Origin of the sequence: Plantactinospora siamensis (genome assembly GCF_042434095.1) — a bacterium.
Lineage (GTDB): Bacteria > Actinomycetota > Actinomycetes > Mycobacteriales > Micromonosporaceae > KBS50.
In genome coordinates, this window is the sequence record NZ_JBHLUE010000002.1 from 617,233 (window position 1) to 641,319 (window position 24,087).

Consider the following 24,087-nt stretch of genomic DNA (forward strand, 5'->3'; position numbering starts at 1 on the left):
CCGGTTGGCTGTCGCGCGAGGACCCTAATTCCTCGATGGGTGGTTGAGGAAACGTGCCGCTTCCTCTGCCGCCCGGGTCGGATCCTGGGCGCGGATGGCCGCCACCAGCCGGTCGTGGTCGACGTATCGGTCGGGCCGCAGGTCAGGGCCCACCGCCGCGGCGACGCTGGCCCGCAGGGCCGCGCCGAACGAGGCGTACAACTCGGCGAACATCGCGTTGTGTGCGGCCGTCACCACCGCGGTGTGCAGCGCCGCGTCCGCCTCGACGAACACGTCCGCGCGGCCCGTCCGCCACGCCGCCGCGCGGGCGGCGAGCGCGCCGTCGAGCGCCGCCAGGTCGGCTTCGGTACGCCGGATCGCGGCCAACCGGGCCGCCTCGATCTCCAGCGCCCGGCGCACCTCGACGGCCTCGCCGAGCCGGTCGTCGGTGACCCGCTGCGCCACCGCCCCGGCCAGCTCGTCGGTGCCGACCACGTACGTCCCGGAACCCTGCCGGCACTCCAGCACGCCCGCGTGGACGAGCGCCCGGACCGCCTCCCGGACGGTGTTCCGGCCCACCCCGTACGCCTCGACCAGGCGGGGCTCGGTGGGGATCCGGCTGCCAACCGGCCACGTCCCGGCCGCCACCTCGGCCCGGAGCCGCTCGATGGTCTGCCGCACCCGGGTCTGTCGCGGCCGGTCCGGGCCGGGGCCCGTCGATCCCGGCCGATCCGGGCCGGGGCCCGTCGATCCGGGCCGGTCCGGATCGGGGCCCGGGGAACCCGGCTGGACCGGGCCGGGATCGACCGCCCGTGTCATCGGTTACAGCCTCGGTCCAAATTCATCCCATGATTGTAGGGTCACCGGTATGACCATGCCGGCCCGCTCCACGCCCACCCCGGCACCTCCGACGTCGCGAATCCCCGCTCCGACCGACGTACCGGCGGCGATGCCGCCACCACCCGCCGAGGCGCCAGGCGCGGCCGACCTCCATGGCGCCGCCGGGGCACCTTCCGCCCCGGCCGACCTCGCCGCCCCGGCCGGCCTCGCCGCCCCGGCCGGCCTCGCCGCCCCGGCCGGCCCCGCCGCCCCAGGCACGCCCGCCGGCGCTGGGCTGCTGGCGCTGGTCGCGCTGCTGCTCGTTGCGGTCAACCTGCGGGCCGCCATCACCGGGCTGGGCGCGCTGCTCGACGACGTACGGCTGGGGCTGCACCTCTCGGGCGCCACGGCCGGGCTGGTGACCACGCTGCCGACGCTGGCCTTCGCCGGCGTCGGCGCGCTGACCCCGTGGCTGGTCCGCCGGTACGCCCCGGCGCGGGTGCTCGTGGTGGCGATGGCCGCGCTGGCCGGCGGCCAGCTGCTGCGGGTGCTGACCGGGTCGCCGCTGGTGTTCGTGGTCACCAGCGCGCTGGCGCTGGCTGGCATCGCGGTGGCCAACGTGCTGCTGCCGATGCTGGTCAAGCAGCACTTCGCGCACCGGGCCGGACTGGTGACCGGCGCGTACTCGATGTCGCTCACCCTGGGCGGCACGGTGGCCGCCGCGGCGGCGGTGCCGGTGGCCCGCGCCTCCGGCTCGTGGCGGGTCGGCCTCGGCGTCTGGGCGCTGCTGGCACTGGCGGCCGTGGCGGTCCTGGTCCCGCTGGCCCGCCGCCGCCGGCCCGCGCCGGAAGCGGCCGCCCGAGCCGGCAGTGCCGGAGCCGCCGCGCCGCCGGCCCGGGTGCGCCCGGCCCGGACCCGGCTCGGCTGGGCGCTGGCGGTGTACTTCGGCACCCAGTCCCTCGGCGCGTACGCGGTGATGGGTTGGCTGGCCCAGTTGTTTCGGGACGCCGGCTACCGGGCCGAGGCGGCCGGCCTGCTGCTGGCCGCGGTCAGCGCGATCGGGATGCCGGTGGCGCTGTTCATGCCGGCGATCGCGACCCGGCTCCGCACGCTGCGCCCGCTGGTGGTCGGGCTGGCCGCGGCCACCGCGCTGGCGTACCTGGGGCTGGCCCTGGCCCCCCGCCCCGGTGCGCTGCTCTGGGTGCCCATCCTGGCCGTCGGGCAGAGCGCCTTCCCGCTGGCCCTAGCGGCCATCGGCCTACGCTCGCGTACCCCGCAGGGCACGGTGGCGCTGTCGGCGTTCGCCCAGAGCACGGGCTATCTGATCGCGGCGCTCGGCCCGCTGCTGGTGGGCCTGCTCTACACCGCCACCGGCGGCTGGGGGGTGCCGATCGGGTTCCTCCTCGGCGCGCTCGCCGTGCAGATGGTGGCGGGCCTGGCCATCGCCCGTCCCCGGTACGTCGAGGACGAGTGACGGCGGCGGGCCACCGCCAGGTCGGGACCGCCCGCCGGTCGGCCGAGGATCGGCCGGCAGCCGACCGGCGGGCGGAGTCTCAGCTGGCTGCGGGGCTGGGTACGGGCGATCCGGCCGGCGGCAACACCGGCGGTGGCGCCGCCAGCTCCGGGCCGGCCAGCGGCGGCGGTTCCGCCGCGGCTGCCGGGACGGTGAAGCTGGTGGACGGCAGCACCATCTATGTGCAGACGGCGTCCGGCGAGCTGATCACGATAAGGACGAACGGGAAGACCGCCGTGCGGGTGCCCGGGAAGCTGGGTGATCTGAAGCCGGGCGACCGGGTCAGCCTCGAGGGAGGGCCGGCCGGCGACGGCGAGGTGACCGCGAGCACCATTACGGGCAGCCGGTGATCCTGGCCATCGACTGCCTAACTGACGCGCTCCCGGTCCCGGCGCGGGCCGGCCGGGGTCGCCGGCCGGCGGGGCGGCTCGGGCGGGAGCGGGCCGATCAGTTCGAGGTCGTGGTCGGCGCGCCGGCAACCGCCTCGTCGACCGTCGGGTACGTCTGGAGCACCTCGACGAGCCCGCTCACCTCGAGGATGCGCAGCACGCCGCGCTGCGGGGCGGCCAGCCGGACGACCCCGCCCGCCTCGTCGCTGCTGTTCTTTGCCCGGACGAACACCGACAGACCGGTCGAATCGCAGAAGGATACGTCCGCCAGGTCGAAAACCAGCCGGCTCCGACCCTTTTCCAGCAGGTCCGTGATCTGGTCTTGCAATTGCGGCGCGGTCGCCATGTCGAGCTCGCCCGCGACCGATACGACGACCACGTCGCCGCGTTGTTCGGTGTTCACCGTCAACGACATTCGGACCTCCTGTATTCGGTCGAACCGTACCCGACAGACTCGGAGGATTGCAGGACGGGATGGGTGGTATCAGTTCAGCGACGAATCCCCGTCGGGCTGTCCGCTGCGTCACGTCGAGGGGGCGGCCCCGGCTCGTTGCTTGGCGGCAACTAGCTATCGTTCTCCGGTGGTAGAGTCCGGCCGGTCCGGCTCCTGGGAGGTAGTGGTGGCGCTCAACGCGGAAGAGAGCGGGCGGTTCGCCGACCTGTTAGGTCAGCACTCCGACCAGATCGTCAAACGGTGGACGGACGTCGTCTCGACGTCGCTGCGCGGCCGACTGAGCCAGGTCGAACTCGACCGGCAGGTTCGCGAGCTGCACGAGGCGCTGGCCGCCGGTCTCCGGGACGGCGCCTCCGGGCGCGGGCTCGACCTGAAGTCCGATGCCGGCGGCGAGATCCGGGCCGTGCTGAGCGAATTGTCCCGTTCGCGCGCCCGGCAGGGCTTCAGCGCCACTGAGACGGCGGTCAGCATCTTCGCCCTGAAGGATGCGCTGCGCGGCGCGCTCGGCACCGAGGGGCAGGGAAAGGTCCGGCTGGACGACTACATCATGTTCGCCGGGCTGATCGACGATCTGGGCCTGTTCACCTTCGAGGCCTACTCGCAGGCCCGGGAGGAGCTCATCGCAGACCAGGCCGAGCAGCTGCTGGAGCTGTCCACGCCGGTGGTGAAGCTCTGGGAGGGCGTCGTGGCGGTCCCGCTGGTGGGCACCCTCGACTCGGCCCGCGCGCAGGTGGTGATGGAGCGCCTGCTGCAGACGCTGGTGGACACCGGCTCGCCGTACGCGATCATCGACATCACCGGTGTCCCGGCGGTGGACACCCAGGTCGCGCAGCACATCCTCAAGACGGTGGTGGCCGCCCGGCTGATGGGGGCGGACTGCATCATCTCCGGCATCCGTCCGCAGATCGCCCAGACGATCGTGGCGTTGGGCATCGAGTTCGGCGACATCGCCACGAAGTCGAGCCTCGCGGACGCGCTGCGGCACGTGCTCCGGCTCACCGGCGTCGACCCCCAGCGCCGGCCCGCGGTCCGGCGGGAGGCCTGATGGATCGGGTACCCGTCCTCAAGATCGGTGACGTCCTGCTGGTGTCGATCCAGGTCGACATGTCCGACCAGACGGCCGTCACTCTGCAGGACGACCTGGCCGACCGGATCGTGGCCACCGGCTGTCACGGTGTGATCATCGACATCACCGCGCTGGACATCGTCGACTCGTTCATCGGCCGGATGCTGTCCACGATCGCCTCCATCTCCAAGGTGCTGGACGCCGAGACGGTGGTGGTCGGGATGCGGCCGGCCGTGGCCATCACGCTGGTCGAGCTCGGGCTGTCGCTCAACGGCATCCGCACGGCCCTCAACGTCGAGCGGGGGATGGACCTGATCGCCGCCAGCCGGGACGACGACTTTGGCGCGTACGAGCCGGAAAGCCCCGACGCCGAACCGGTGGCGTCGTAGCCATGACCGCCGAGCTTGATCTCGGCCAACCCCAGGTCCAGACGATCAGCGCCGACCAGGACGTCGTACGGGTGCGGCAGCTCGTCCGGACCGTGGCCGTGGCGGCCAAGCTCTCCCTGGTCGACCAGACCAAGCTGGTGACCGCGGCGAGCGAGCTGGCCCGCAACACCCTGGTCTACGGCGGCGGCGGGTCGGTCGAGGTGTACCCGATCGACGGCAGCAGCCGCCGCCGGGGCGTACGCATCGTCTTCATCGACGAGGGGCCGGGGATCGCCGACCTGGACCTCGCGCTCACCGACGGCTACACCACCGGCAGCGGGCTCGGCCTGGGCCTGAGCGGCGCGCGCCGGCTGGTGGACGAGTTCGACATCGACACCGCCGTGGGCCGCGGCACCCGGATCACCATCACGAAATGGTCCCGATGAGGGCGACGGACCCGGCCACGGAGTTCGACGACGATGGGATCTGGTTTCGGGTCGAGTCCGGCAGCGCCGCCTCCGCGGTCCGCCGGGCCGCCGAGCGGCTGGCCACCCAGCTCGAGCTGGGGAAGCAGCGTACGGCCAGCCTCTCCATCGTGGCGGCCGAGCTCACCAGCAACCTGGTGAAGCACGCCACCGAGGGCTCGCTGCTGGTCCGTCCGGTCCGCAGCGGCACGACGGCCGGCGTCGAGCTGGTGGCCATCGACTCCGGGCCGGGGATGGCGGACCTGGTCGGCTCGTCCCGGGACGGCCACTCCACCACCGGCACCTGGGGGGTGGGGATCGGCGCGATCACCCGGCAGGCCAGCTGGTACGACGCGCACTCGGTCCCCGACCGGGGCACCGTGGTGGCCGTGCAGGTCTGGCCCGGACTGCCGCCCGGCCCGGCATGGGCGGCCGGCGTCACCCGCCCGTTGACCGGGGAGCAGATCAGCGGCGACGGTTTCGCCATCCGGGTCGAGGAGGGCCGGCACCAGGTGCTGGTCTGCGACGGTCTGGGGCACGGCCCGCTGGCCGCGACGGCCACCCAGGCGGCCCGGCAGGCGTTCCTCACCGCCCCGGCGGTGGCCCCGGCGGCGCTCGTCGAGGCGCTGCACCGGGCCCTCGGGCACACCCGCGGCGCGGCCCTCGCCGTGGCGGAACTGGACGTCGAGGCGGGGGTGCTCCGGTACGCGGGCCTCGGCAACATCGCCGGCACCCTGCTCGGCGCGGAGGCACGGCGCGGCCTGGTGTCGCTGCCGGGCATCGCCGGCCACCAGCGCCGGCAGGTACGGGAATACAACTACCCGTACGCCGCGGGGGACACTCTGGTGATGCACTCCGACGGTGTGAACGACCGGTGGCGGCCGGACGACTATCCCGGGCTGTTCGGCCGGACCCCCGTGCTGGCCGCGGCCACCGTGCTGCGCGACGCCGGGGTGCGCCGGGACGACGCCTGCGTGCTGGTGGCGAGGCTGCCGTGAGCGCCGACGATCACCAGCCCGTACCCGCCGCGGACGGGCTCTCCGCCGCGGCCGGGCCCTCCGCCGCGGATGGGCTCTCCGCCGCGGCCGGGTCCTCCGCCGCGGATGGGCTCTCCGCCGCGGCCGGGTCCTCCGCCGCGGACACCGAGCCGGTGGCCCTGATGTGGATGTCGCTGCGGGTCGAGCACGACATCTTCATGGTGCGCCAGCGTGGCCGCGAGGTGGCCGCCGCCATCGGCCTGGAATACCAGGACCAGATCCGGATCGTCACGGCGCTCAGCGAGGTGGCCCGGCAGTTGCTCGCCCGGGCCGGCGGGGCCGACGTCACGTTCCGGGCCGGTCCGGATCCCGGCGGCCTCGGACAGATCCTCCGGATCGACCTGGTGGCGTCCGGCGCCGTGGCCCTGTCCGAACGCGGCCGGGGGTACGCGGCCGCGGTGGAGCGGCTGGTCGACCGCCTGGAGACGGTGCGGGAGGACCGGAGCACGGTCTTCCGGATGTCCCGCCGGCTTCCGGCGAGCGCCCCGGTGCTGAACCGGGAACGGCTGACCGACCTGCGGGCCCGGCTGGCCGACAAGCTGCCGGGCACGCCGCTCGAGGAGCTGGGGCTGCAGAACGAGCAGCTGGTCACGGCGCTGGACGAGGTACGCAGCCAGCGGGACGAGCTGGCCGTGCTGAATGAGGAGCTGCGGGAGACGAACCACGGCGTGATGGCGCTCTACTCGCAGCTCTCCGAGGAGCTGGAGGCCACCAACCAGGGCGTGGTGGCGCTCTACGCCGAGCTGGACGAGAAGTCGGCCCAGCTGCGGGCGGCCAGCGAGGCGAAGAGCCGGTTCCTGGCCAACGTGAGCCACGAGCTGCGTGCGCCGGTCACCGCCATCATCGGGCTCGGCCGGCTGCTCACCGACTCGTCCTCGGAGCCGCTCACCGGGGAGCAGGCCCGGCAGGTCGGGCTGATCCGCAGCTCCGCGTCGGACCTGCTGTCGCTGGTGAACGAGCTGCTGGATCTCGCCAAGGCGGAGTCGGGCCGGCTCGAGGTGAGCTGGGCCGACGTGGACCTCAAGGTCGTCTTCGGCCAGCTGCGCGGCACGCTGCGAGCGCTGGCCACCCGGCCCGAGGTCGAGCTGGTGGTGGAGGAGCCGCCGCAGCCGGCCACAATCCGCTCCGATGAGGTGCTGCTGGCCCAGGTGCTGCGTAATCTGCTGCACAACGGGCTGAAGTTCACCGAGCGGGGAGAGGTACGGATGCGGGCCGAGCGCTCAGGCGACCAGTGGGTGCTGTCGGTCACCGACACCGGTCCCGGCATCCCGGCCGAGCTGCAGGGGCGGATCTTCGAGGAGTTCTACCAGGTCCCGGGGCGGTCGGCGGCCGGCACCGGGCTGGGCCTGCCGTACGCCAAGCGCCTGGTCACGCTGCTCGGAGGCACCCTCGACCTGACCAGCGAGCCGGGTCGCGGCAGCACCTTCGTGGTGTCCCTGCCGGCGGCCGGAGGCTGAGATGGACGCCGAACCGGCCACCATCCTGGTGGTCGATGACAGCGCCACCAAGCGTTACCTGCTGGTCAGCTGGCTCAACCGGGCCGGGTTCCCGACCGTGGAGGCGGAGACCGGCGCCGAGGCGCTGGCCCGGGTGGACGACTCGATCGACCTGGTGGTGCTGGACGTACGGCTGCCGGACCTGAGCGGGTACGAGGTCTGCGAGCGGCTCAAGGTTGCCCACACCGCGCTGCCGGTGATTCACGTCTCCGCGCACGCGGTGGACGTACGGGACCGGACGCAGGGCCTGACCCGCGGCGCCGACGCGTACCTGGCCGAGCCCATCGAGCCCGAGGAACTGGTCGCCACGGTCCAGGCGGTGCTGCGGTACTACCGGGCCCGCCAGCGCGCCGAGCTGCTGGCCCACCGGCTGTCCCTGCTGGCCGAGACCACGCTCGCGGTCACCGGCGCGTCGTCGTTCGTCGAGCTGCTCCAGCTGGCCGCGGCGGGCGGTGCCAAGATCTTCAAGGACCCGGTGGCGGTGGTGGCCGAGACCGCCGACGGCGACTGCGTGGCGGCCGTGGCCAGCGGGCCGGACGCCACGCCGGAGCTGGTCGGCTGGGTCGTCGACGACACCGGCATCCCGGTCGGCTCCACCGTGCGGGTCGACCCGGCGTCCCGCTGGGCGCTGCTGGACTGGGGCGACGAGCTGCGGGTGACCGTGGCCTCGGCGAAGCTGCGGGACGACCGCGCCCCCATCTACGTCGTGGTGCCGGAGCGTGGGCAGACGCCGGGGACGCCGGTGCTGGTCCAGCTCACCCAGGCCGTGGCCGCGGCCGCCGAGGCGCAGCGGTCGTACGACGAGGAGCACCGGATCGCGGTGACCCTGCAACGCAGCCTGCTGCCCCGGCAGATCCCCCGGATCCCCGGGTTGGACATGGCGGTCCGGTATGAACCGGCGAGCGCCCAGACCGAGGTGGGCGGCGACTTCTACGAGCTGGTGATGCTCGACGGCCACCTGCTGATCGCCATCGGCGATGTGGCGGGGCACTCGCTGCACGCCGCCACCGTGATGGCCGAGCTGCGGCACGCGCTGCGGGCGTACGCGGTCGAGGGGCACCAACCGGGCGAGATGCTGAACCGGGTGGACGAGCTGATGCGTACGCTGCTGCCCGGCGAGCTGGCCACCGTGTGCGTGCTGCTGCTGGACCCGCGTACCGGGCGGATGCGGATGGCCAGCGCCGGTCACCTGCCGCCGCTGCTGCACGACGGCGATGGGGTGCGGTTCCTCGAGCACCGGGCGCCGCTGCTCGGCGTCCGCGCCGACCGCCCGGAGGACCTGGAGTTCACCCTGCCGCCGGGCGCCACGCTGGTGCTCTACACCGACGGGCTGATCGAGCGCCGGGACACCACCATCGACGAGGGGCTGGGCGCGCTGGCCGGGTCGGCCGCCACGGTCGACGAGGATCTGGACGACTTCTGCGAGCGGCTGCTGGTCGAGCTGGCCCCCGCCGAGATCCACGACGACCTCGCGGTGGTCGCTCTCCGCCGCCACTGAGAGAGGACGGGCCCCGTGTTCCAGGAGCTCTTTCCGATCATCACCAGTCCCGATCTGGACGCGGCCGTGCGGTTCTATCGCGACCTGCTCGACTGCCGGGTCACCTACCGCTTTCCGGACGACGATCCCGAGTTCGTCGCGCTGCGGATGGGAGCAGCCAGCCTCGGGCTGGCGGCGGCGACCGCCGAGCGGCCCGCCGGCACGGCGGGCCCGCGCTTCACCCTCTGGGCGTACGTCGACGACTGCGACGCCGCCCTCGCCCGGCTGCGGGCCGCCGGCGTACCGGTGCTGGTCGAACCGGCGGACCAGGAGTGGGGCGAACGGATGGCCACGGTGGCCGACCCGGACGGCAACCAGGTGATCATCGCGCAGCGGAGGTTGCCTTCCGGTTAATAAGGGGCCCTTCCTATACGAAAAGCGATAAGGAGGGGCCCTTCCTTCGGGGTGACATACTTGCGCCGTGTCCGCAGCAACCGCCGGGCCCGCCGGCGCGACAGCCGGGGGCGTGCCGGCCGTGGCGATCCGGGGCCTGCGCGTGGCGTACGGGTCCGCGGTGGTCCTCGACGACCTGGAGCTGACCGTGCCGGCCGGTACGGCTCTCTGCGTGACCGGCGCGAACGGGGCCGGCAAGTCCACCCTGCTGCGCTGCGCCACCGGGCTGCAGGCGGCCGACGCCGGCACGATCCGGGTGTTCGGCCGGCCGCCGGGGCGGTCCGCGGCGTTCTGGCGGGACGTGGCCACCACGGTCGAGAACCCGGGCTGGTACAGCGGGCTGACCGTGCGGGAGCACGCCGAGCTGATCCGGCTGGCGCACGGCGCCGACCCGGCCGACGGTGCGCTGGACAAGCTGTTCGACCTGCTCGGGCTGGTCCCGCTGGCCGACGCCGCGCCGCTCACCCTCTCCTCCGGCCAGCGGCAGCGCTTCCTGCTCGCGGCCGTGCTGGCCCGGCCCAGCAGGCTGCTCGTGCTGGACGAGCCGGAGCAGCGCCTGGACACCGACATCAAGCCGGTGGTGGCCGAGCTGCTCCGCACGTACGTGGCCGGCGGCGGAGCGCTGCTGATGGCCAGCCACGACCCGGAGTTCGCGGCCGAGGTCGGCGGCGAACGGCTGACCCTGTGACGGCGGTGGCCCTGTGACGGCTGAGCCGGTGACGGCGGTGGCCGACCGGGCCGCGCCGGTCCGGCCGGTACCGGTCCGCCGGCTGCGCCGGTGGGTCCGGGCGCGGCGCCGGGCGGCCGGCATCGAGGGCTCGGCCGGGACGATCTATCTGGCCTTCATGACCGTGGTGATCGCGGTGGCCCTGGTCGGCCAGAAGGCGACCGGAGTGGTCTGGCCGCACCATCCGGCGCCGCTGGCCGATGCCGGTGCGGTGCGGCCGCTCGCGCTGCTGGCCCTGCTTCCGCTCGCGCTGTTCGCGCTGCTGCGCCGATCCGGTCCGCTGGCCGTGAGCCGGGCCGACCTGGGCTGGCTGTTCCTCACCCCGGTCTCCCGGCGGGCGCTGCTGGCGCCCGGTGCGCTGGCCGGGCTGGCCGGTGCGGCCGTGGTCGGCGCGGCGGGGGCGGCCGTCGCGGTCGGCCGGTTCGCGGCCCGGCCCGTCCACCCGGTCACGCTCGCCGCGGTGCTGCCGGCCGGCGCGGCCTTCGGCCTTGTCGTGGCGCTGGCCGCCGCGTGGAGCCAGCGGTACGGCCGGCTGGGTCGGGTCCTCGACGTCGTGGCCGGGGTGGTGGCCGTGGCGCTGGCCGGGCTGGCGGCCGGCGTGTGGCAGCCGACCACCGGCGTCGCCGTACCGTCCGGGCCGGCGGCTGCGGCCCCGGTGCTCGCCGGGCTCGCGGCGATCCTGCTGCTGAGCGCCCTGGTCGCCACCGTGCGGTTGCTGGACGGGCTGCCGGCGCACCTGGTGCGGGACGCCACCGAGACCCGGGGCAGCTACCTCGACGCGGCGGTGGCCGTCGAGCCGTCGTTCGCGGTGGACGCCGGCCAGCGCCGGTACTGGCGGTCCCGGGCGCTGCGCTCGGTGCGGCTGCGCCGCGTGCCGGCCTGGGCGCTGCCGATGCAACACGACCTGCTCGTGCTCCGCCGCCGCCCCGCCCGCCTGCTCCTGCTGGCCGTCGGGACGCTCGGGCCCGCGGTGGCCACGGCCGGCCCCCGCTGGCTCCCGGCCGTGGTGACCTTCGGGGGCGCGCTCGCCGCGGCCACCACGACCGTCGACGCCGTACGCCGGGACAGCGCGCAGCCGGCGCTGCTGCGTCTGCTCGGGTTGACCGGACGGCAGGCGCTGACCGGCCGGCTGGCGGCCCCGGTGGCGCTGGCCGCGGTGTGGGCCGCGGCCGCGCTGTCGATCACCGGACTGCTCGGCGACCTGCCGGCCGGACCGTGGTGGGCGCTGGGCCTGGCGCTCGGGCCGGCCGTGGCCGTGGCGGCGGTCCGCCGGGCCCGGGTGGGCAACGTCCGGCACGATCTCATGCCGATCGAGACGCCGATGGGCAGCCTGGCCACCGGCCCGCTGCTCTGGCTGCTCTCCGGGCTCGACCTGCTGGTGCTGCTGGGCGCCCCGGCCCTGCTGACGCTGCTCCGCGGCGTCGCCCCGGACTGGCAGACCGTGCTGGTCCAGGCCGCCCTGTCGATCGGCGGCCTGGTCTTCTACCTCAGCCGCGCCGATCGCCTCGACAGCCGCCTGTAGGTAAGGAAGGGCCCCTTCTTATCGGCTTTTGTATAGGAAGGGGCCCCTCCTAACGCTTGGCGCTTCGGCGAGGTGCCCTTGACGGCGGCTATTCATTCGATGAATAGTATGGCGCATGTCCACCCAGCACGTGCTGCTCGGCCTGCTGTCGGCCGGCCCGCTGCACGGCTACCAGCTCAAGCGGGCGCACGACGACCGGCTGCCCCGGGCCAAGCCGCTGGCCTACGGTCAGGTGTACGCGTCGCTCGGCCGGCTCGAGCGCGACGGGCTGGTGGAGCAGGTCGGGCAGGACCGCGACGCCGGGCCGGACCGCACCTCGTACGGGATCACCGCCGCCGGTCGGCAGGCGGTGACGGACTGGCTGGCCGCGGTCGAGCCCCCGGCCCCGTACGTCTCCAGCACCCTGCTGGCCAAGGTGACCGTGGCCCTGCTGGTGGCCGACGACCGGGTGGCGCGGGATTACCTCATCGCCCAGCGCCGGGCGCACAGCGACCGGCTGCGCGAGCTCACCCGGATCAAGACCGAGCCCGGGGCCACCCTCGGCGACCTGGTCGCGGCCGACTTCGCCATCGCCCATCTCGACGCGGACCTGCGGTGGCTGGCGACCACCCTCGAGCGGGTCACCGACTGGCACCGGGAGGTGCGCGCATGACCACACTCCTGCGAGCTCGCGGACTGGTCAGGTCGTACGGTCTCACGCCCGCGCTGCGCGGCGTGACCATCGACCTCGGCGAGGGGGAAATCCTCGCCGTCACCGGGCCGAGCGGCTGCGGCAAGTCGACGCTGCTGCACTGCCTGGCCGGCATCCTGCGGCCCGACGCGGGCGAGGTGGAGTACCGCGAGCACCGGATCGACACCTGGTCCGAGGCGGCCCGGTCCCGGCTGCGGCGTACGGAGTTCGGGGTGCTGTTCCAGTTCGGGCAGATCGTTCCCGAGTTGACGGCGGCGGAGAACGTGGCGCTGCCGTTGCTGCTCGCCGGCACGGGGCGGCGAGAGGCGCGGACGGCGGCGCTGAGCTGGCTGGACCGGCTCGGCGTCGCCGACCTGGCCGACAGCCGGCCCGGCCAGATGTCCGGCGGCCAGCAGCAGCGGTGCGCGCTGGCCCGGGCCCTGATCACCGAGCCCCGCGTGCTGTTCGCCGACGAGCCGACCGGGGCGCTCGACTCGCTCACCGGGGAGCAGGTGCTCGGCCAGCTGGTCCGGGTGGCCCGCGAGCAGCGCACCTCGGTCGTGCTGGTCACGCACGAACCGCGGGTGGCCGCGTACGCCGACCGGGAGCTGGCGCTGCGCGACGGCCAGCTCGACCCCACCGGGCTGGGGCTCGCCGAGTCGCTACCGGGCCACCGCCGGTGAAGCCCGCCACGCTGGTACGACTTGCCCTGGCCGGCACCCGTACCGACGCACTCCGGGTGGTGCTGACCGGGCTGAGCGCGCTGCTGGCCACCCTCGCGGCGCTGGCCGCGGCCACCGTGCTGGCCATCCCCACCCGGCACGTCACCGATCCGAACGACCACTGGGGCGGGAACTCCGACCAGTACCGTAACCACCTGCTGGCCGAGCCGGGCCTGCGGCCCGGACTGGCCATCGCGCTGTTGCTGCTGCTCATCCCGGTGCTGGCGCTGGCCGGTCAGTGCGCCCGGCTGGGCGCGCCGAGCCGGGACCGGCGGCTGGCGGCGATCCGGCTGGCCGGCGCCACGCCCCGGCAGGCCGTGCTGATCGCGGCCGGCGAGGCCGGGTTGGCCGGGCTGGTCGGCTCGGTCGCCGCGCTCGCGGTCTATCTGGTGGGTCGCCGCGTCCTCGGCCACCCCGGCCCGGACGGGAAGCTGGCGCTGCCCACCGATGTGCTGCCGCCCGCGCCGGTGCTGGCCGCCCTGGTGCTCGGCCTGCCGGTGCTGGCCGCGCTGGCCACCGCGATCATGCTGCGCCGGGTGACCCTGAGCCCGTTCGGCGTGGTCCGGCGGACCGATCCGCGCGGCGTGCCGGGGATCCTGCCCGGGGTGCTGATCGGGCTCGGCCTCGCCGCGTTCGCCGCCATCAAGCCGCTGACCGAGTCCAGCGAGCGCCTCCACTGGCGGTTGCCGGGCTGGTCGCTGCTGGCCCTGCTGTTCGGTGGGAACGCGCTCGCGCTGCTCGGCGTGGTGCTGGGCGCCGGCTGGATCTCGTACAACACCGGCCGGGTGCTGCACCGGTTGGCCCGCCGCCCGGCTGCGCTGCTGGCCGCCCGGCGGCTGCTGGCCGACCCGTGGTCCGGCAGCCGGACCCTGACCGCCCTGCTGTCCTGCGTGATCTTCGGGGCCGGCGCGTCCGCCTTCCGGGCGTATTTCCGCACCTTGCAGGAGATGCAGGTTGAATCCCAACGGCTCTCCGACCTGGCCAGTGGGCGGCCGCCGATGCGAGTGGATCCCGACACGTTCTATCTGGACACGATGAGCCTGGTGAACCTCGCCGTGCTCGTGGCGCTCGTGCTCGCGGCCGGCGGGCTGCTGGTGTCGACCGGCGAGGGCATCGTGGCCCGGCGCCGGTCGTACGCGAACCTCGTGGCGGGAGGCGTGCCGCGCGGCGTGCTCGGCCGGTCGATCGGCTGGCAGGTGCTGGCGCCCGCCGTGCCGGCCATCCTGCTGGCGCTGGCCGTCGGTGCGGTCCTGGGCCGGATGTTCAGCGGCGACCGGGTCACCGAGGGCGGCTCGTCCTGCGTGCCGCCGCCCGGCCTGAGCTGCACTGATCCGGCGATCGCCGACCGATACCAGCGGGCCTACGAGGTGCACCGGCTGGTGCCCGTACCGTTCGGGCAGCTGGCCCTGTTCGGCGCCGGCGCCCTCGCGGCGGTGCTGGTCACGGTGGGGGTGGCCGGGCTGGTGATCCGGGCCGCCACGTCGGTCGAGGAGCTGCGGGTCGGCTGAAGCGGTCAGACCCGGACCAGGGCGCCCTTCGACGAGGCGGAGCCGTGCAGCCGGAGCCGGACGATCCGGTCGTTGGCCGGCAGGTCGTAGACGATGGCGCCGGTGACCAGCTGGCCCGGGTCGATGTCGGCGAGGAAGACCGGTTGGTCGATGTTGGCCAGGATGCTGGCGTCGGAGTCGGGCGGGTACCGCCGGTCGCGCCTGCCGTACGCCTGCTGCCGGTCGTCGCGCAGCAGCACCGGCCCGCCGCTCAGATTGCGTACCTCGAGGTCGACCACGCAGAACTGGCCGACGGCGGTCTGGTTCACGATCGGATCCCCGACCTGGCTGACCCCGCATCGCACCCGGTCCACCCGGAACTCCAGGTCACCGTCCCGGACCGGCTGGCCCAGCCGTACGGCGTGCTCGGTCCGGTCGCGCACGGCGGAGAGCGCGTCCCGACCCCAGGCGAAGATGGCCACGGCCGCGCCGCCGTAGCAGCAGACCAGGAACAGCAGGGCCACCGCCAGGATCAGCCAGGGCCGCGGCCCGGACCGCCCGGGCGGTGCCGCGGATCGCGCCGCCGCGCGCCCCGCCGCCGGGTCGGCCGCGCGCCCCGCCGCCGGCTCCGGGGACGGTCCGGGTTGCGGTTCCGGTACGCCGCCCAGCGGCGGAGCATCGGCCACGGTTTCCGGGGTGGACCAGTCGGCCGGCAGCGGCGCCCGCTCCGGCTCGGCCCCCGGGTGCACGCCGGGCGCCCCCGGTTCGCTGCTGAGCGTCCCGCCGGGTTCCGGAGCCGGGGTGCCGCTGCGGCCCACCCCGGATGCCGGGCCGGGCTCGTTCGGCGGGGAGCCGCGGTCGGCCGGCTCGGGCGTGGTCATCGCGGTCTCCAGGTTGGCGGGGCATTCGCCTGAATTCTAGGCTTTCGTCCGCACGCGATCCCGGGGTTGGGTCCATCGGTGCTCGTGCTCGTGCTCGTGCTCGGTGCTCGGTGCTCGGTGCTCGGTGCTCGGTGCTCGGCGTTCGGTGCTCGGTGCTCGGCGGGATGGCGGGTGGTCGGTCGGTTGCGCCGTCGGTCAGGATGGGCGGGTGGATCTCGTGAGCCTGCAAGACGTGCGGGGCGCCGCCGACAGCGTCGCGGGCCGGGTGGTGCGCACCCCGCTGTTGCCCTGCGGATGGGACGACCGGCTGTGGGTCAAACCGGAGAGCCTGCAGCCGGTCGGCTCGTTCAAGCTGCGCGGCGCCACCCACGCGGTCGCCCGGCTCGATCCGTCCGAGCGGGACCGGGGCGTGGTCACGCACTCCTCGGGGAACCACGGGCAGGCGCTGGCCTGGGCCGCCGCGGCCGCTGGCGTGCCGTGCACGGTGGTCATCCCAGAGGGCGCGCCGGCGGTCAAGGTCGAGGCGATCCGGCGGCTCGGCGCCGAGGTGCTGCTCGTGCCGCCCGCCCGCCGGCTCGCCGAGGCGGAGCGGGTGGCGGCCGAGACCGGCGCGGCGCTCATCCCGCCGTACGACGATCGCCGGATCATCGCCGGGCAGGGCACGGTGGGCCTGGAGATCGTGGCCGACCTGCCGGACGTGGCCACCGTGCTGGTCCCGGTCGGCGGCGGCGGACTCGCCTCCGGGGTCGCCACGGCGGTCAAGTCGCTCCGTCCGGAGGCGGTCGTGCTGGGCGTGGAGCCGGAGCTGGCGGCCGACGCCCGGGAGTCGCTGACCACCGGGGCGCTGGCCCGGTGGGGCCCGGAGCTGACCTACCGGACCGCCGCGGACGGGCTGCGCACCAACCTGTCCGATCTGACCCTCGCGCACCTGCGGGACCGGCTGGACGGGATCCTCACGGTTACCGAGGAGGAGATCATGGCGGCGCTGGCCCGGCTGGTCCGGCGCACCCGGCTGGTGGTCGAGCCGAGCGGCGCGGTGGCCACCGCGGCCGCGCTGTTCCGCGCCGCCGACCTGCGGCCGGGCCCCGCGGTGGCGGTGATCAGCGGCGGAAACATCGACCCCGCCGTGCTAACCGCCGCCCTCGCCCCCTGACCTGTCCCCCGTCCTGCCCCCGTCCGGCCCTCCTGATCCGTCGATCATGGAGTTGTGGCGGGGGAGATGGGAGCTGATCTCCCGCCACAACTCCATGATCCACAGGGTCAAGCGGGTCAGGCGCGGCGCCACTTCTGGTTGGCGCCGCCGGTGCAGTCCCAGGTCTGGAGCGGCGCGCCGTTGGCGCTGTTCCAGTCGGCCACGTCCACGCACTTGTTGGCCTGCGGGTTCACCAGGTCACCGGCGGCGGTGAGCCGGAACTGCTGGGCCGGGTTGCCGGAGCAGGTCGCCAGTTGCACGGCGGCGCCGTTGGCGGTCGAGCCCCACGCCACGTCCATGCACTTGCCGAGGGCGCGCACGGTCCCGTCGCCGGGGAAGCTCCACTGCTGTGCCGGGGTGCCGTTACAGTCCCAGAGCTGCAACCGGGCGCCGTCCGCCGAGATCCCGCCCGGCACGTCGATGCACTTGTTCGCGTACCCGACGATGGCCCCGCCGCCCGGCGTGCCACCGCCGTTGTCCCAGGCCTGGACGTGGACGTAGTCGACCACCAGTTGCTGCGGGAAGCTCGTGCTGCCGTCCGGGTTGCCCGGCCAGCCGCCGCCGACCGCGAGGTTGAGCAGCAGGAAGAACGGGTGGTCGAAGACCCACCGGTTGCCGCCCACGTCGGCCGGCGTCTTCCGGGAGTACGCGGTGCCGTCGACGTACCAGGTGATCGAGTCGGGCGCCCAGTCCACCGCGAAGGTGTGGAAGGCGTCCGCGAACGCCTGGCCGCCGGGCAGGCTGTACGGCGCGCCGAGGCCGCCGGCGCCGGAATAGCCGGGCCCGTGGATGGTGCCGTGCACGGTGCTCGGCTCGCGGCCGATGTTCTCCATGATGTCGATCTCGCCGCTGTTGGGCCAGCCGACGCTGCCGATGTCGGCGCCGAGCATCCAGAACGCCGGCCACATCCCCTGGCCGCGGGGCAGCTTCATCCGCGCCTCGAACCGGCCGTACGCCTGCTGGAAGGTGCCCGAGGTGAGCAGCCGGGCGGACGTGTACTGGCAGCTGCCGTAGTGGCACTGGTAGCCGGCCGGGTTCTCCTGGCGGGCGGTGATGACCAGGTTGCCGTTGCCGTCCAGCGCGGCGTTCCGGGTGCTGTCGGTGTAGTACTCCAGCTCGTTGTTGCCCCACCCGCTGCCGCCGATGTCGTGCTTCCACCGGCCCGGGTCCGGCGCGCTGCCGGCCGGGCCGTTGAAGTCGTCGCTCCAGGTCACCGCGCCGGGTGCCGCGATCGCGGGGCTGGGCGCGGTGACGGTGGTCGCGAAGGTCCAGGTCAAACCGGCCAGCGCGAGGCCGGCGAGCAGTCGCCGGATATTCATAGATGTAACTTCTACGTCATGCCGGCGGATTAGGCAAGGTTCTTAACAGATATCGCTACTCCTTGCGGCCGAGCCGGTCCAGGATCCACGCCGCCACGAACGCCTCCTCGCGCCAGGCGTTGTACCGGCCGCTCGGCCCGCCGTGCCCGGCCTCCAGCTCGGTCTTCAACAGGTACGACCCGTCCGGCGCCACGGCGCGCAGCCGGGCGATCCACTTGGCCGGCTCGTGATAGAGCACCCGGGTGTCGTTCAGGCTGGTCAGCGCCAGGATGGCCGGATAGCGCACGGCGCGGACGTTCTCGTACGGCGCGTACGAGCGCATGTAGGCGTACACCTCGGGGTCGTCCAGCGGGTTGCCCCACTCCTCCCACTCGGTGACCGTGAGCGGCAGCGACGGGTCGAGGATCGAGGTGAGCGGGTCCACGAACGGCACCTGCGCCACGATCCCGGTGAACGCGTCCGGCGCCAGGTTGGCCACCGCGCCCATCAGCAGGCCGCCGGCCGAGCCGCCCCGGGCCACCAGCCGGTCGGCCGCGGTCCAGCCGGTGGTGGCCAGGTGCCGGGCGCAGGCCACGAAGTCGGTGAAGGTGTTCTTCTTGGCCAGCATCTTGCCCTGGTCGTACCAGCGCCGCCCCAGCTCGCCGCCGCCCCGGATGTGCGCCACCGCGAAGACCACGCCCCGGTCCAGCAGCGACAGCCGGGGAACCGAGAACCACGGGTCCATGCTGGCCTCGTACGAGCCGTAGCCGTACAGGACGCAGGGGGCGGAGCCGTCCCGGGGCGTACCGGCCCGGCAGACCAGCGAGATCGGCACCCGGGTGCCGTCGTCGGCCACCGCCCACTCCCGGTGCTGCTCGTAGTCGGCCGGATCGAACTCGCGGCCGTCCGGGCCGGGCAGCACCGGCCGGCGCCGGCGCAGCGTCAGCGCGCCGGTGACCAGGTCGACGTCGTACACCGACTCGGGCGTGACCAGCGAGGTGTAGCTGATCCGGACGGTGTCGGTGTGGTACTCGGGGTTGCTGTCCAGGCCCACCGCATAGATCGGCTCGGGAAACGGGACGTCGTACGCGTCGGTGCTGCCCACGGCGAGCACCCGCAGCCCGGTCAGCCCGCCGCTGCGCAGCGAGACCACCAGGTGGTTGGCGAACGCGTCGACCGACTCCAGCCGGGTGCCCGGACTGTGCTCGATGATCGGCGTCCAGGCCCCGGGGGCGTCGGCCGACGTGTACGCGAGCGCGAAGTCCTCGGCGCCGTCGTTGTGCAGGATCAGGAACCGATGTCCGTGGTGCTCGACGGAGTATTCGACCCCCTGCCGCCGCTGCGCCACCACGGCGGGCTCCCCGGTCGGGTTGCCGGCCGGGATCACCCGCACCTCGCTGGTGATCTTGCTGCCGATGTCGATGAGGATGAACTTCTCCGAGCGGGTCAGCTCGACACTCACCCAGAACCGCTCGTCCGGCTCCTCGTACACGATGACGTCGTCACCGGTCGGCGTGCCGAGCGTGTGCCGCCAGACCCGGTGCGGCCGCCAGGCCTCGTCGACGGTCAGATAGAACAGCACCGAGCCGTCCGCGGACCAGGCGGTGCCGTAGAAGGTGCCGGGGATCTCGTCGGCCAGCACGTCGCCGGTGGACAGGTCCTTGATCCGCAGGGTGAACCGTTCGTCCCCGGCGAAGTCGGTGGAGTAGGCCAGCCACCGCCCGTCCGGGCTCACGTCGAAGGCGCCCAGCGCGAAGAAGTCGTGCCCCTCGGCCAGCGCGTTGCCGTCCAGCAGGATCTCCTCGCCGGCCAGCGGGGCGCCGTCGTCCGTGCTCGGCGGCTCGCTCTCGCCCTCGGCGATCGGCCGCCGGCAGTGGATGCCGTACTGCTGACCCTCCTCCGTACGGGTGTAGTACCAGTGGCCGCCCTTGCGGACCGGCACGGTGAGGTCGGTCTCCCGGGTCCGCCGCCGGGTCTCCGTGAACAGCGTCTCGCGCAGCCCGGCCAGGTGCGCGGTGGCCGCGTCGGTGTACGCGTTCTCGGCTCGCAGGTAGGCGAGCGTCTCCGGGTCGTCCTTGGTGGCGAGCCACGCGTACTCGTCGATGACCGTGTCGTCGTGGTGGGTGCGCTCGCTCGGGACCCGCTTGGCGGCCGGCGGGGCCGGCATCTCCGTCGTCACCCCGGCCACGTTACCGGCCACCCCCGCCCGCCCCACCCGACGCCGCCCGCGAAGGAAGGGCCCCTTGTTATCGCCTGCGGTATAGGAAGGGCCCCCTGTTAACGCCGGGCCACCCCGCCCTTGTCCCTCGTTCGTACACATGTACGATAACGAGGAGTGGGGGGTGTGATGACATCTGGTGATCAGCCGCTACCCGGCATCGGCGGACGGCTCGAGAAGATCTGCGGTTCCGGCTTCGCCCGTCCCGCGGGGGGCGCCGACGAGGTGGCCGGCCGGCCGGCGCGGTGGGTGGCCGTGCCCGGCTCGCCGGCGGCGGTGGGCGAGGTCCTCCGGCTCGCCGCGGAGTACGACCTGTCCGTGGTGGCCCGCGGCGCCGGCACGAAGATCGACTGGGGCGCGACGCCGGCCCACCTCGACATCCTGCTCGACACGGGCCGGCTCGCCGGGGTGTGGCACCGGTCGACCGGCGAGCTGACCGCCGAGGTCGGCGCCGGCACGCCCATCCGGGCCGTACAGGCGGTGCTGGAACGGTCCGGCCAGCGGCTGCCCATCGACGTCCGGTCCGAGGGGGCGACCGTCGGCGGCGTGGTGGCGGCCGACGAGGCCGGCCCGCTGCGGCACCGGCACGGTTCGCCCTGCTCGCAGGTCGTCGAGGTGGGCTACGTCGACGCCGGCGGCGAGCCGGTCCGGCTGGCCGGCACGGGCCCCGAGGGCGCGCCCGCCGAGCTGGCCTCGCTGCTGTGCGGGTCGCAGGGCGCGCTCGGCGTGCTGGTCTCGGCCACCCTGCGCGTGCAGCCCGTGCCCGCCCGCCGGTTCTGGCTGCTCCGTCCGGTGTGGACCCCGCTGGAGGTGCACAATCTGGTCGGCGAGATCCTCGCGAGCGCCATCGAGCCGGCGGCCATCGAGGTGGATCTGCCGGCGGCCGTTCCGGAACCGGTCGGCGGCCCGGGATATCCGGCGGACCGCGGCGGGCATCCGGCCGGCACCGCCCGGCCCGCCCGGAGCGGCCCGACGGGCGGGTCCGGCACGCTGGCCGTGCTCATCGAGGGCGGCCCGGCCGAGGTGGCCGAGCGGGCCCGGCGGCTGGGTCGGATCCTCGGCACGGCCGCCCGCGGCGCCGCGGCGCCACCGCCGTGGTGGCGGCGGTACCCGTTCGACGGCGATGACGTGGCGCTCCGGATCGAGGTGCCGATCGGGGATCTGCACGCGGCGGTCTACGCCCTGCGGGACGCCGCCGGCACGCCGGTGGCGGTGCGCGGTTCGGCTGGGCTCGGGGTGGTGCACGCCGCCCTGCCGGCGGCCACGCCGCCGCCGCGGGTGGCGGCCATCCTCACGTCCGTCCGGGACGTGCTCGCCGCCCGCTCGGGGCGGTGCCTGGTGCTCGCCGCGCCGCCGGAGGTCCGCGGCGCCGTGGACCTGTGGGGTCAGCTGCCAGATCTGCCGCTGCTGCGCCGGGTCAAGGAGCGGTACGACCCGGACCATCGCCTGGCGCCCGGCCGCTTCCCCGGCGGCCTGTGAGCCGACGGACCAGCAGAACCGGCCGCTTCCCCGGCGGCCTGTGAGCCGACGGACCAGCAGAACCAGCCGCTTCCCCGGCGGCCGGTGAGCCCGCGGTCCGGCATAACTTTCAGGCGGCGTCGTTGCGGAGCACCAGGATGGCGATGTCGTCCCGGGGCGGCTCGGCGGAGAAGCCGATGGCCGTGGTGCGCAGCCGGGCCGCCACCACGTCGGCCGAATAGCCGGCCAGCGGCATGGCGGCGGCCCGCAGCCGCTCGGTGCCGAACAGTTCGCTGCCGCGGCGCCGCTCGGTCACCCCGTCGGTGTAGAAGACCAGCGCGTCGCCCGGCCCGAGCGGCACCTCGGCGGCCGGCGAGACGATCGTGTCGAGCAGCCCGAGCGCGGTGCCGCCGCTGCCCACGAACGACGCCCGGCCGTCGCCGCGGACCAGCACCGGCCGGTCGTGCCCGGCAAGGTGCAGCGAGACGTCGAGCCGGTCCGGGCCGACCGGTCGGACGGCGGCCAGCGCCAGCGTGCAGTAGCGCCCGCCGCCCCGCTCGACCAGCGTCTCGTTGAGCCGGCTCAGCGCCTCCGGCAGCGGCTTGCCGTCGCCGACGAGGACCCGGATCACGTCCCGGACCAGGCCGGTCACGGTGGCGGCCTGCACGCCCTTGCCGGACACGTCGCCCACCACCACCAGCCAACGGCCGTCCGGCAGCGGCACCACGTCGTAGAAGTCGCCGCCCACGTCGGCCACGTCGCCGGTCGGCACGTACTCGGCCGCGAAGCCGATCCCGGGGACCACCGGGAGCACCGGCGGCAGCAGCGACTGTTGCAGGGTCTGCGCCACCCGGCGCCGTTCGGCGTGGATGCGCGCGTTCTCGATGGCCAGCCCGGCCCGCCGGGCCACGTCCTCCAGCACGCCCACCTCGTCCGGGTCGTGCCGGCTGCGCTGGTGCCGGCCGACGGCCAGGGTGCCGAGCCGCTGCCCGCGAGCCACCAGCGGTACGGCGATGCCCTCCAGCGGCGGCCCGATCGGCAGCTGGATGCCCAACCGGACGGCCTCCCGCAGGGTCCCCTGCACCGAGTCGGGGTCGGTCTCCTTGAGCAGCTTGTCGAGCTCCGGCAGCGCCGCCTCGTCCTCGTGGGTGACCGCCGAGAGCCGCAGCCGTCCCCACTCGTCCACGGTGTGCACCGCGCACCACCGACCGAGCCTGGGCACCACCAGCTGCGGCACCAGGGCCATGGTCAGCTCCACGTCCAGCGACTGGGCGAGGAGCTCGCTGGCCTCGGCGAGGAACGTGAGCCAGGTCTGCCGGCGCAGGTCGGTCCGGCGTAGCCGGTCGTTCTCCAGATGCAGGGAGAGCCGCTCGGCCATCAGCGCCGCCAGCGGTCGCGCATACCCGGACGGCGCCACGTCCAGCTCGACCTCGCCGTGGTACGGCCGGTTCACCGCGAGCGGGATGCGCAGCTGATCGTCGTCGTGCCGGGGCTGCCGGCCGTACCGGGCCAGCACCTGGAGCCCGTCGCCGTCGCCCCGGTCCAGCCGCACGGTGCCGCCGGCCGCGCCGAGGATCTCGGCCACCCGGGCGAGCAGCCCGGCGGCGAAGTCGGGCAGCGGGTCGTCCGCGTACGGGTCGGGCGCCAGCTGCATCAGCGTGGTCATGGCGCCGGCACTCGGCGCGGTCGGCGGCGGACCCTCGGCCGTGGCGGTCAACGCCCGGCCGGCGATGTCGCGCGGGGCGGTCGACCGCGCCTTGCGGTCGAGCCGGAACCACACGCCCTTGCCGGTCGGCAGGTGCAGCGTGCCCCACCGGCTGGCGAAGTGGTCGACCAGAAGCAGGCCGCGACCCCGCTCGGAGACCTCGGTGATGTCCGAGGCGTCGTTGCGGGGCCCGGCCGTCACGTCGTCGATGGGCCCGGCCGCGAAGTCCGAGACCATCACGTTGAGGCCCTCGTCGTCCGCCAGCACCTCGATGTCCAGCTCGGTGCGGGCGTGCTCGACCGCGTTCGTGGTGAGCTCGGTGGTCAGCAGGAGCGCCTCGTTGAGCAGTTCGTCGAGGCCGGCCTCGACCAGAACGGCCCGGACCAGCGCGCGGGCCGTCGCCGGCGTCCGCCGGTCGGCCGGCAACCGGACACGGCGGACACGCTCGTCGGTACCGCCGGCCAGGTTCCGCTCCGTGGACACCCCTCGTATCCTCCACGGCCGGGCGTCCAGTTCCAAGCCGGTCGAGCCGTTACAGTCGGTAGCGAGGGACGTTTACGGCATTCGCCTCTTTCCCGTACGAATTCGCCGCAGGCCGGCGATCGGCGCGCCTTGGCAGTCGGGCGCTCCCCGCACCATGATGGGTGCTGGCCACGGGCGGGGCCGACCACCACCGGTCCCGCCTCCGGCGA

The 24,087-nt window shown here is 74.4% G+C and carries 22 protein-coding genes; 16 read left to right on the plus strand and 6 right to left on the minus strand.

All coding sequences use genetic code 11. The features are described from left to right. Positions 1-24 precede the first annotated feature (24 nt). Complete coding sequence (locus tag ACFFHU_RS04405; protein WP_377335879.1) at positions 25-660, minus strand: FadR/GntR family transcriptional regulator; 636 nt, start codon at positions 658-660, stop codon at positions 25-27. Positions 661-847: 187 nt separating this feature from the next. Here ACFFHU_RS04405 and ACFFHU_RS04410 point away from each other — a divergent pair, with 187 nt between their 5' ends. Further along, positions 848-2,272, plus strand: coding sequence for an MFS transporter (locus tag ACFFHU_RS04410; protein ID WP_377335881.1), 1,425 nt, complete (start codon positions 848-850; stop codon positions 2,270-2,272). Next, positions 2,269-2,661 carry a hypothetical protein gene (locus ACFFHU_RS04415; RefSeq protein ID WP_377335883.1) on the plus strand — a complete coding sequence of 131 codons (393 nt, stop codon included), beginning with the start codon at positions 2,269-2,271 and terminating at the stop codon, positions 2,659-2,661. Before ACFFHU_RS04410 ends, ACFFHU_RS04415 begins: the two co-directional genes overlap by 4 nt. Positions 2,662-2,758: 97 nt before the next feature. On the opposite strand, the gene ACFFHU_RS04420 is transcribed toward ACFFHU_RS04415, so the two are convergent. Beyond that, the gene (locus ACFFHU_RS04420; RefSeq protein ID WP_377335885.1) at positions 2,759-3,115 is read right to left on the minus strand and encodes an STAS domain-containing protein; all 357 of its coding nucleotides are present in this window, start codon (positions 3,113-3,115) and stop codon (positions 2,759-2,761) included. A gap of 205 nt (positions 3,116-3,320) precedes the next feature. Between ACFFHU_RS04420 and ACFFHU_RS04425 the strand changes: the two genes are divergently transcribed. The 12 genes from ACFFHU_RS04425 (at position 3,321) to ACFFHU_RS04480 (ending at position 14,664) form a co-directional block, all read left to right on the plus strand. Beyond that, positions 3,321-4,199, plus strand: coding sequence for an STAS domain-containing protein (locus tag ACFFHU_RS04425; RefSeq protein ID WP_377336071.1), 879 nt, complete (start codon positions 3,321-3,323; stop codon positions 4,197-4,199). Next, entirely contained in the window at positions 4,199-4,609 is a 411-nt protein-coding gene (locus tag ACFFHU_RS04430) for an STAS domain-containing protein (RefSeq protein ID WP_377335886.1), read from the plus strand. Before ACFFHU_RS04425 ends, ACFFHU_RS04430 begins: the two co-directional genes overlap by 1 nt. Positions 4,610-4,611: 2 nt before the next feature. Continuing rightward, positions 4,612-5,034: an anti-sigma regulatory factor gene (locus ACFFHU_RS04435; protein WP_377335888.1), complete on the plus strand. Its 423-nt coding sequence runs from the start codon at positions 4,612-4,614 to the stop codon at positions 5,032-5,034. Then, positions 5,022-6,050, plus strand: coding sequence for a SpoIIE family protein phosphatase (locus tag ACFFHU_RS04440; protein WP_377335890.1), 1,029 nt, complete (start codon positions 5,022-5,024; stop codon positions 6,048-6,050). Before ACFFHU_RS04435 ends, ACFFHU_RS04440 begins: the two co-directional genes overlap by 13 nt. 167 nt (positions 6,051-6,217) lie before the next feature. Continuing rightward, a complete protein-coding gene (locus ACFFHU_RS04445) occupies positions 6,218-7,546 on the plus strand; it encodes an ATP-binding protein (RefSeq protein WP_377336073.1) in 1,329 nt (442 codons plus the stop codon). 1 nt (position 7,547) lies between these two features. Then, complete coding sequence (locus ACFFHU_RS04450; RefSeq protein WP_377335891.1) at positions 7,548-9,083, plus strand: SpoIIE family protein phosphatase; 1,536 nt, start codon at positions 7,548-7,550, stop codon at positions 9,081-9,083. Between the two features lie 15 nt (positions 9,084-9,098). Further along, positions 9,099-9,476: a VOC family protein gene (locus ACFFHU_RS04455; RefSeq protein WP_377335893.1), complete on the plus strand. Its 378-nt coding sequence runs from the start codon at positions 9,099-9,101 to the stop codon at positions 9,474-9,476. Positions 9,477-9,543: 67 nt separating this feature from the next. Further along, on the plus strand, positions 9,544-10,203 hold the full coding sequence (locus tag ACFFHU_RS04460) for an ABC transporter ATP-binding protein (RefSeq protein ID WP_377335895.1): 660 nt from the start codon (positions 9,544-9,546) through the stop codon (positions 10,201-10,203). 13 nt (positions 10,204-10,216) lie between these two features. Then, positions 10,217-11,764: a DUF6297 family protein gene (locus ACFFHU_RS04465; RefSeq protein ID WP_377335897.1), complete on the plus strand. Its 1,548-nt coding sequence runs from the start codon at positions 10,217-10,219 to the stop codon at positions 11,762-11,764. 115 nt (positions 11,765-11,879) lie between these two features. Continuing rightward, positions 11,880-12,416, plus strand: a complete 537-nt coding sequence (locus tag ACFFHU_RS04470; protein ID WP_377335899.1) for a PadR family transcriptional regulator — start codon at positions 11,880-11,882, stop codon at positions 12,414-12,416. Further along, the gene (locus ACFFHU_RS04475; protein WP_377335901.1) at positions 12,413-13,117 is read left to right on the plus strand and encodes an ABC transporter ATP-binding protein; all 705 of its coding nucleotides are present in this window, start codon (positions 12,413-12,415) and stop codon (positions 13,115-13,117) included. The genes ACFFHU_RS04470 and ACFFHU_RS04475 overlap by 4 nt, the downstream gene beginning before the upstream one ends. After that, on the plus strand, positions 13,114-14,664 hold the full coding sequence (locus ACFFHU_RS04480; protein ID WP_377335903.1) for an FtsX-like permease family protein: 1,551 nt from the start codon (positions 13,114-13,116) through the stop codon (positions 14,662-14,664). The genes ACFFHU_RS04475 and ACFFHU_RS04480 overlap by 4 nt, the downstream gene beginning before the upstream one ends. Before the next feature lie 5 nt (positions 14,665-14,669). Here ACFFHU_RS04480 and ACFFHU_RS04485 read toward each other — a convergent pair whose 3' ends face one another. Then, positions 14,670-15,524, minus strand: coding sequence for a DUF4352 domain-containing protein (locus ACFFHU_RS04485; RefSeq protein WP_377335905.1), 855 nt, complete (start codon positions 15,522-15,524; stop codon positions 14,670-14,672). Between the two features lie 208 nt (positions 15,525-15,732). On the opposite strand from ACFFHU_RS04485, the gene ACFFHU_RS04490 reads away from it, so the two are divergent. Then, positions 15,733-16,677 carry a threonine ammonia-lyase gene (locus tag ACFFHU_RS04490; protein WP_377335907.1) on the plus strand — a complete coding sequence of 315 codons (945 nt, stop codon included), beginning with the start codon at positions 15,733-15,735 and terminating at the stop codon, positions 16,675-16,677. Between the two features lie 116 nt (positions 16,678-16,793). Here the strand turns inward: ACFFHU_RS04490 and ACFFHU_RS04495 are convergent, their stop codons facing one another. Both ACFFHU_RS04495 and ACFFHU_RS04500 read right to left on the minus strand, forming a co-directional pair. Beyond that, positions 16,794-18,035, minus strand: coding sequence for a ricin-type beta-trefoil lectin domain protein (locus tag ACFFHU_RS04495; protein WP_377335909.1), 1,242 nt, complete (start codon positions 18,033-18,035; stop codon positions 16,794-16,796). Between the two features lie 55 nt (positions 18,036-18,090). Then, positions 18,091-20,193 carry a S9 family peptidase gene (locus tag ACFFHU_RS04500; RefSeq protein ID WP_377335911.1) on the minus strand — a complete coding sequence of 701 codons (2,103 nt, stop codon included), beginning with the start codon at positions 20,191-20,193 and terminating at the stop codon, positions 18,091-18,093. Positions 20,194-20,361: 168 nt separating this feature from the next. On the opposite strand from ACFFHU_RS04500, the gene ACFFHU_RS04505 reads away from it, so the two are divergent. Beyond that, positions 20,362-21,711: an FAD-binding oxidoreductase gene (locus ACFFHU_RS04505; RefSeq protein ID WP_377335913.1), complete on the plus strand. Its 1,350-nt coding sequence runs from the start codon at positions 20,362-20,364 to the stop codon at positions 21,709-21,711. 109 nt (positions 21,712-21,820) lie between these two features. Here the strand turns inward: ACFFHU_RS04505 and ACFFHU_RS04510 are convergent, their stop codons facing one another. After that, on the minus strand, positions 21,821-23,878 hold the full coding sequence (locus tag ACFFHU_RS04510) for a SpoIIE family protein phosphatase (protein WP_377335915.1): 2,058 nt from the start codon (positions 23,876-23,878) through the stop codon (positions 21,821-21,823). Positions 23,879-24,087: the final 209 nt, after the last annotated feature.

What these genes read in the sequence shown, in the direction of transcription:
- ACFFHU_RS04495 (WP_377335909.1), bottom strand. Translation starts at nt 18,035, where the DNA reads ATGAATATCCGGCGACTGCTCGCCGGCCTCGCGCTGGCCGGTTTGACC.
- ACFFHU_RS04445 (WP_377336073.1), top strand. Translation starts at nt 6,218, where the DNA reads ATGTCGCTGCGGGTCGAGCACGACATCTTCATGGTGCGCCAGCGTGGC.
- ACFFHU_RS04475 (WP_377335901.1), top strand. Translation starts at nt 12,413, where the DNA reads ATGACCACACTCCTGCGAGCTCGCGGACTGGTCAGGTCGTACGGTCTC.
- ACFFHU_RS04435 (WP_377335888.1), top strand. Translation starts at nt 4,612, where the DNA reads ATGACCGCCGAGCTTGATCTCGGCCAACCCCAGGTCCAGACGATCAGC.
- ACFFHU_RS04430 (WP_377335886.1), top strand. Translation starts at nt 4,199, where the DNA reads ATGGATCGGGTACCCGTCCTCAAGATCGGTGACGTCCTGCTGGTGTCG.
- ACFFHU_RS04410 (WP_377335881.1), top strand. Translation starts at nt 848, where the DNA reads ATGACCATGCCGGCCCGCTCCACGCCCACCCCGGCACCTCCGACGTCG.
- ACFFHU_RS04470 (WP_377335899.1), top strand. Translation starts at nt 11,880, where the DNA reads ATGTCCACCCAGCACGTGCTGCTCGGCCTGCTGTCGGCCGGCCCGCTG.
- ACFFHU_RS04420 (WP_377335885.1), bottom strand. Translation starts at nt 3,115, where the DNA reads ATGTCGTTGACGGTGAACACCGAACAACGCGGCGACGTGGTCGTCGTA.
- ACFFHU_RS04450 (WP_377335891.1), top strand. Translation starts at nt 7,548, where the DNA reads ATGGACGCCGAACCGGCCACCATCCTGGTGGTCGATGACAGCGCCACC.
- ACFFHU_RS04440 (WP_377335890.1), top strand. Translation starts at nt 5,022, where the DNA reads ATGGTCCCGATGAGGGCGACGGACCCGGCCACGGAGTTCGACGACGAT.
- ACFFHU_RS04485 (WP_377335905.1), bottom strand. Translation starts at nt 15,524, where the DNA reads ATGACCACGCCCGAGCCGGCCGACCGCGGCTCCCCGCCGAACGAGCCC.
- ACFFHU_RS04505 (WP_377335913.1), top strand. Translation starts at nt 20,362, where the DNA reads ATGACATCTGGTGATCAGCCGCTACCCGGCATCGGCGGACGGCTCGAG.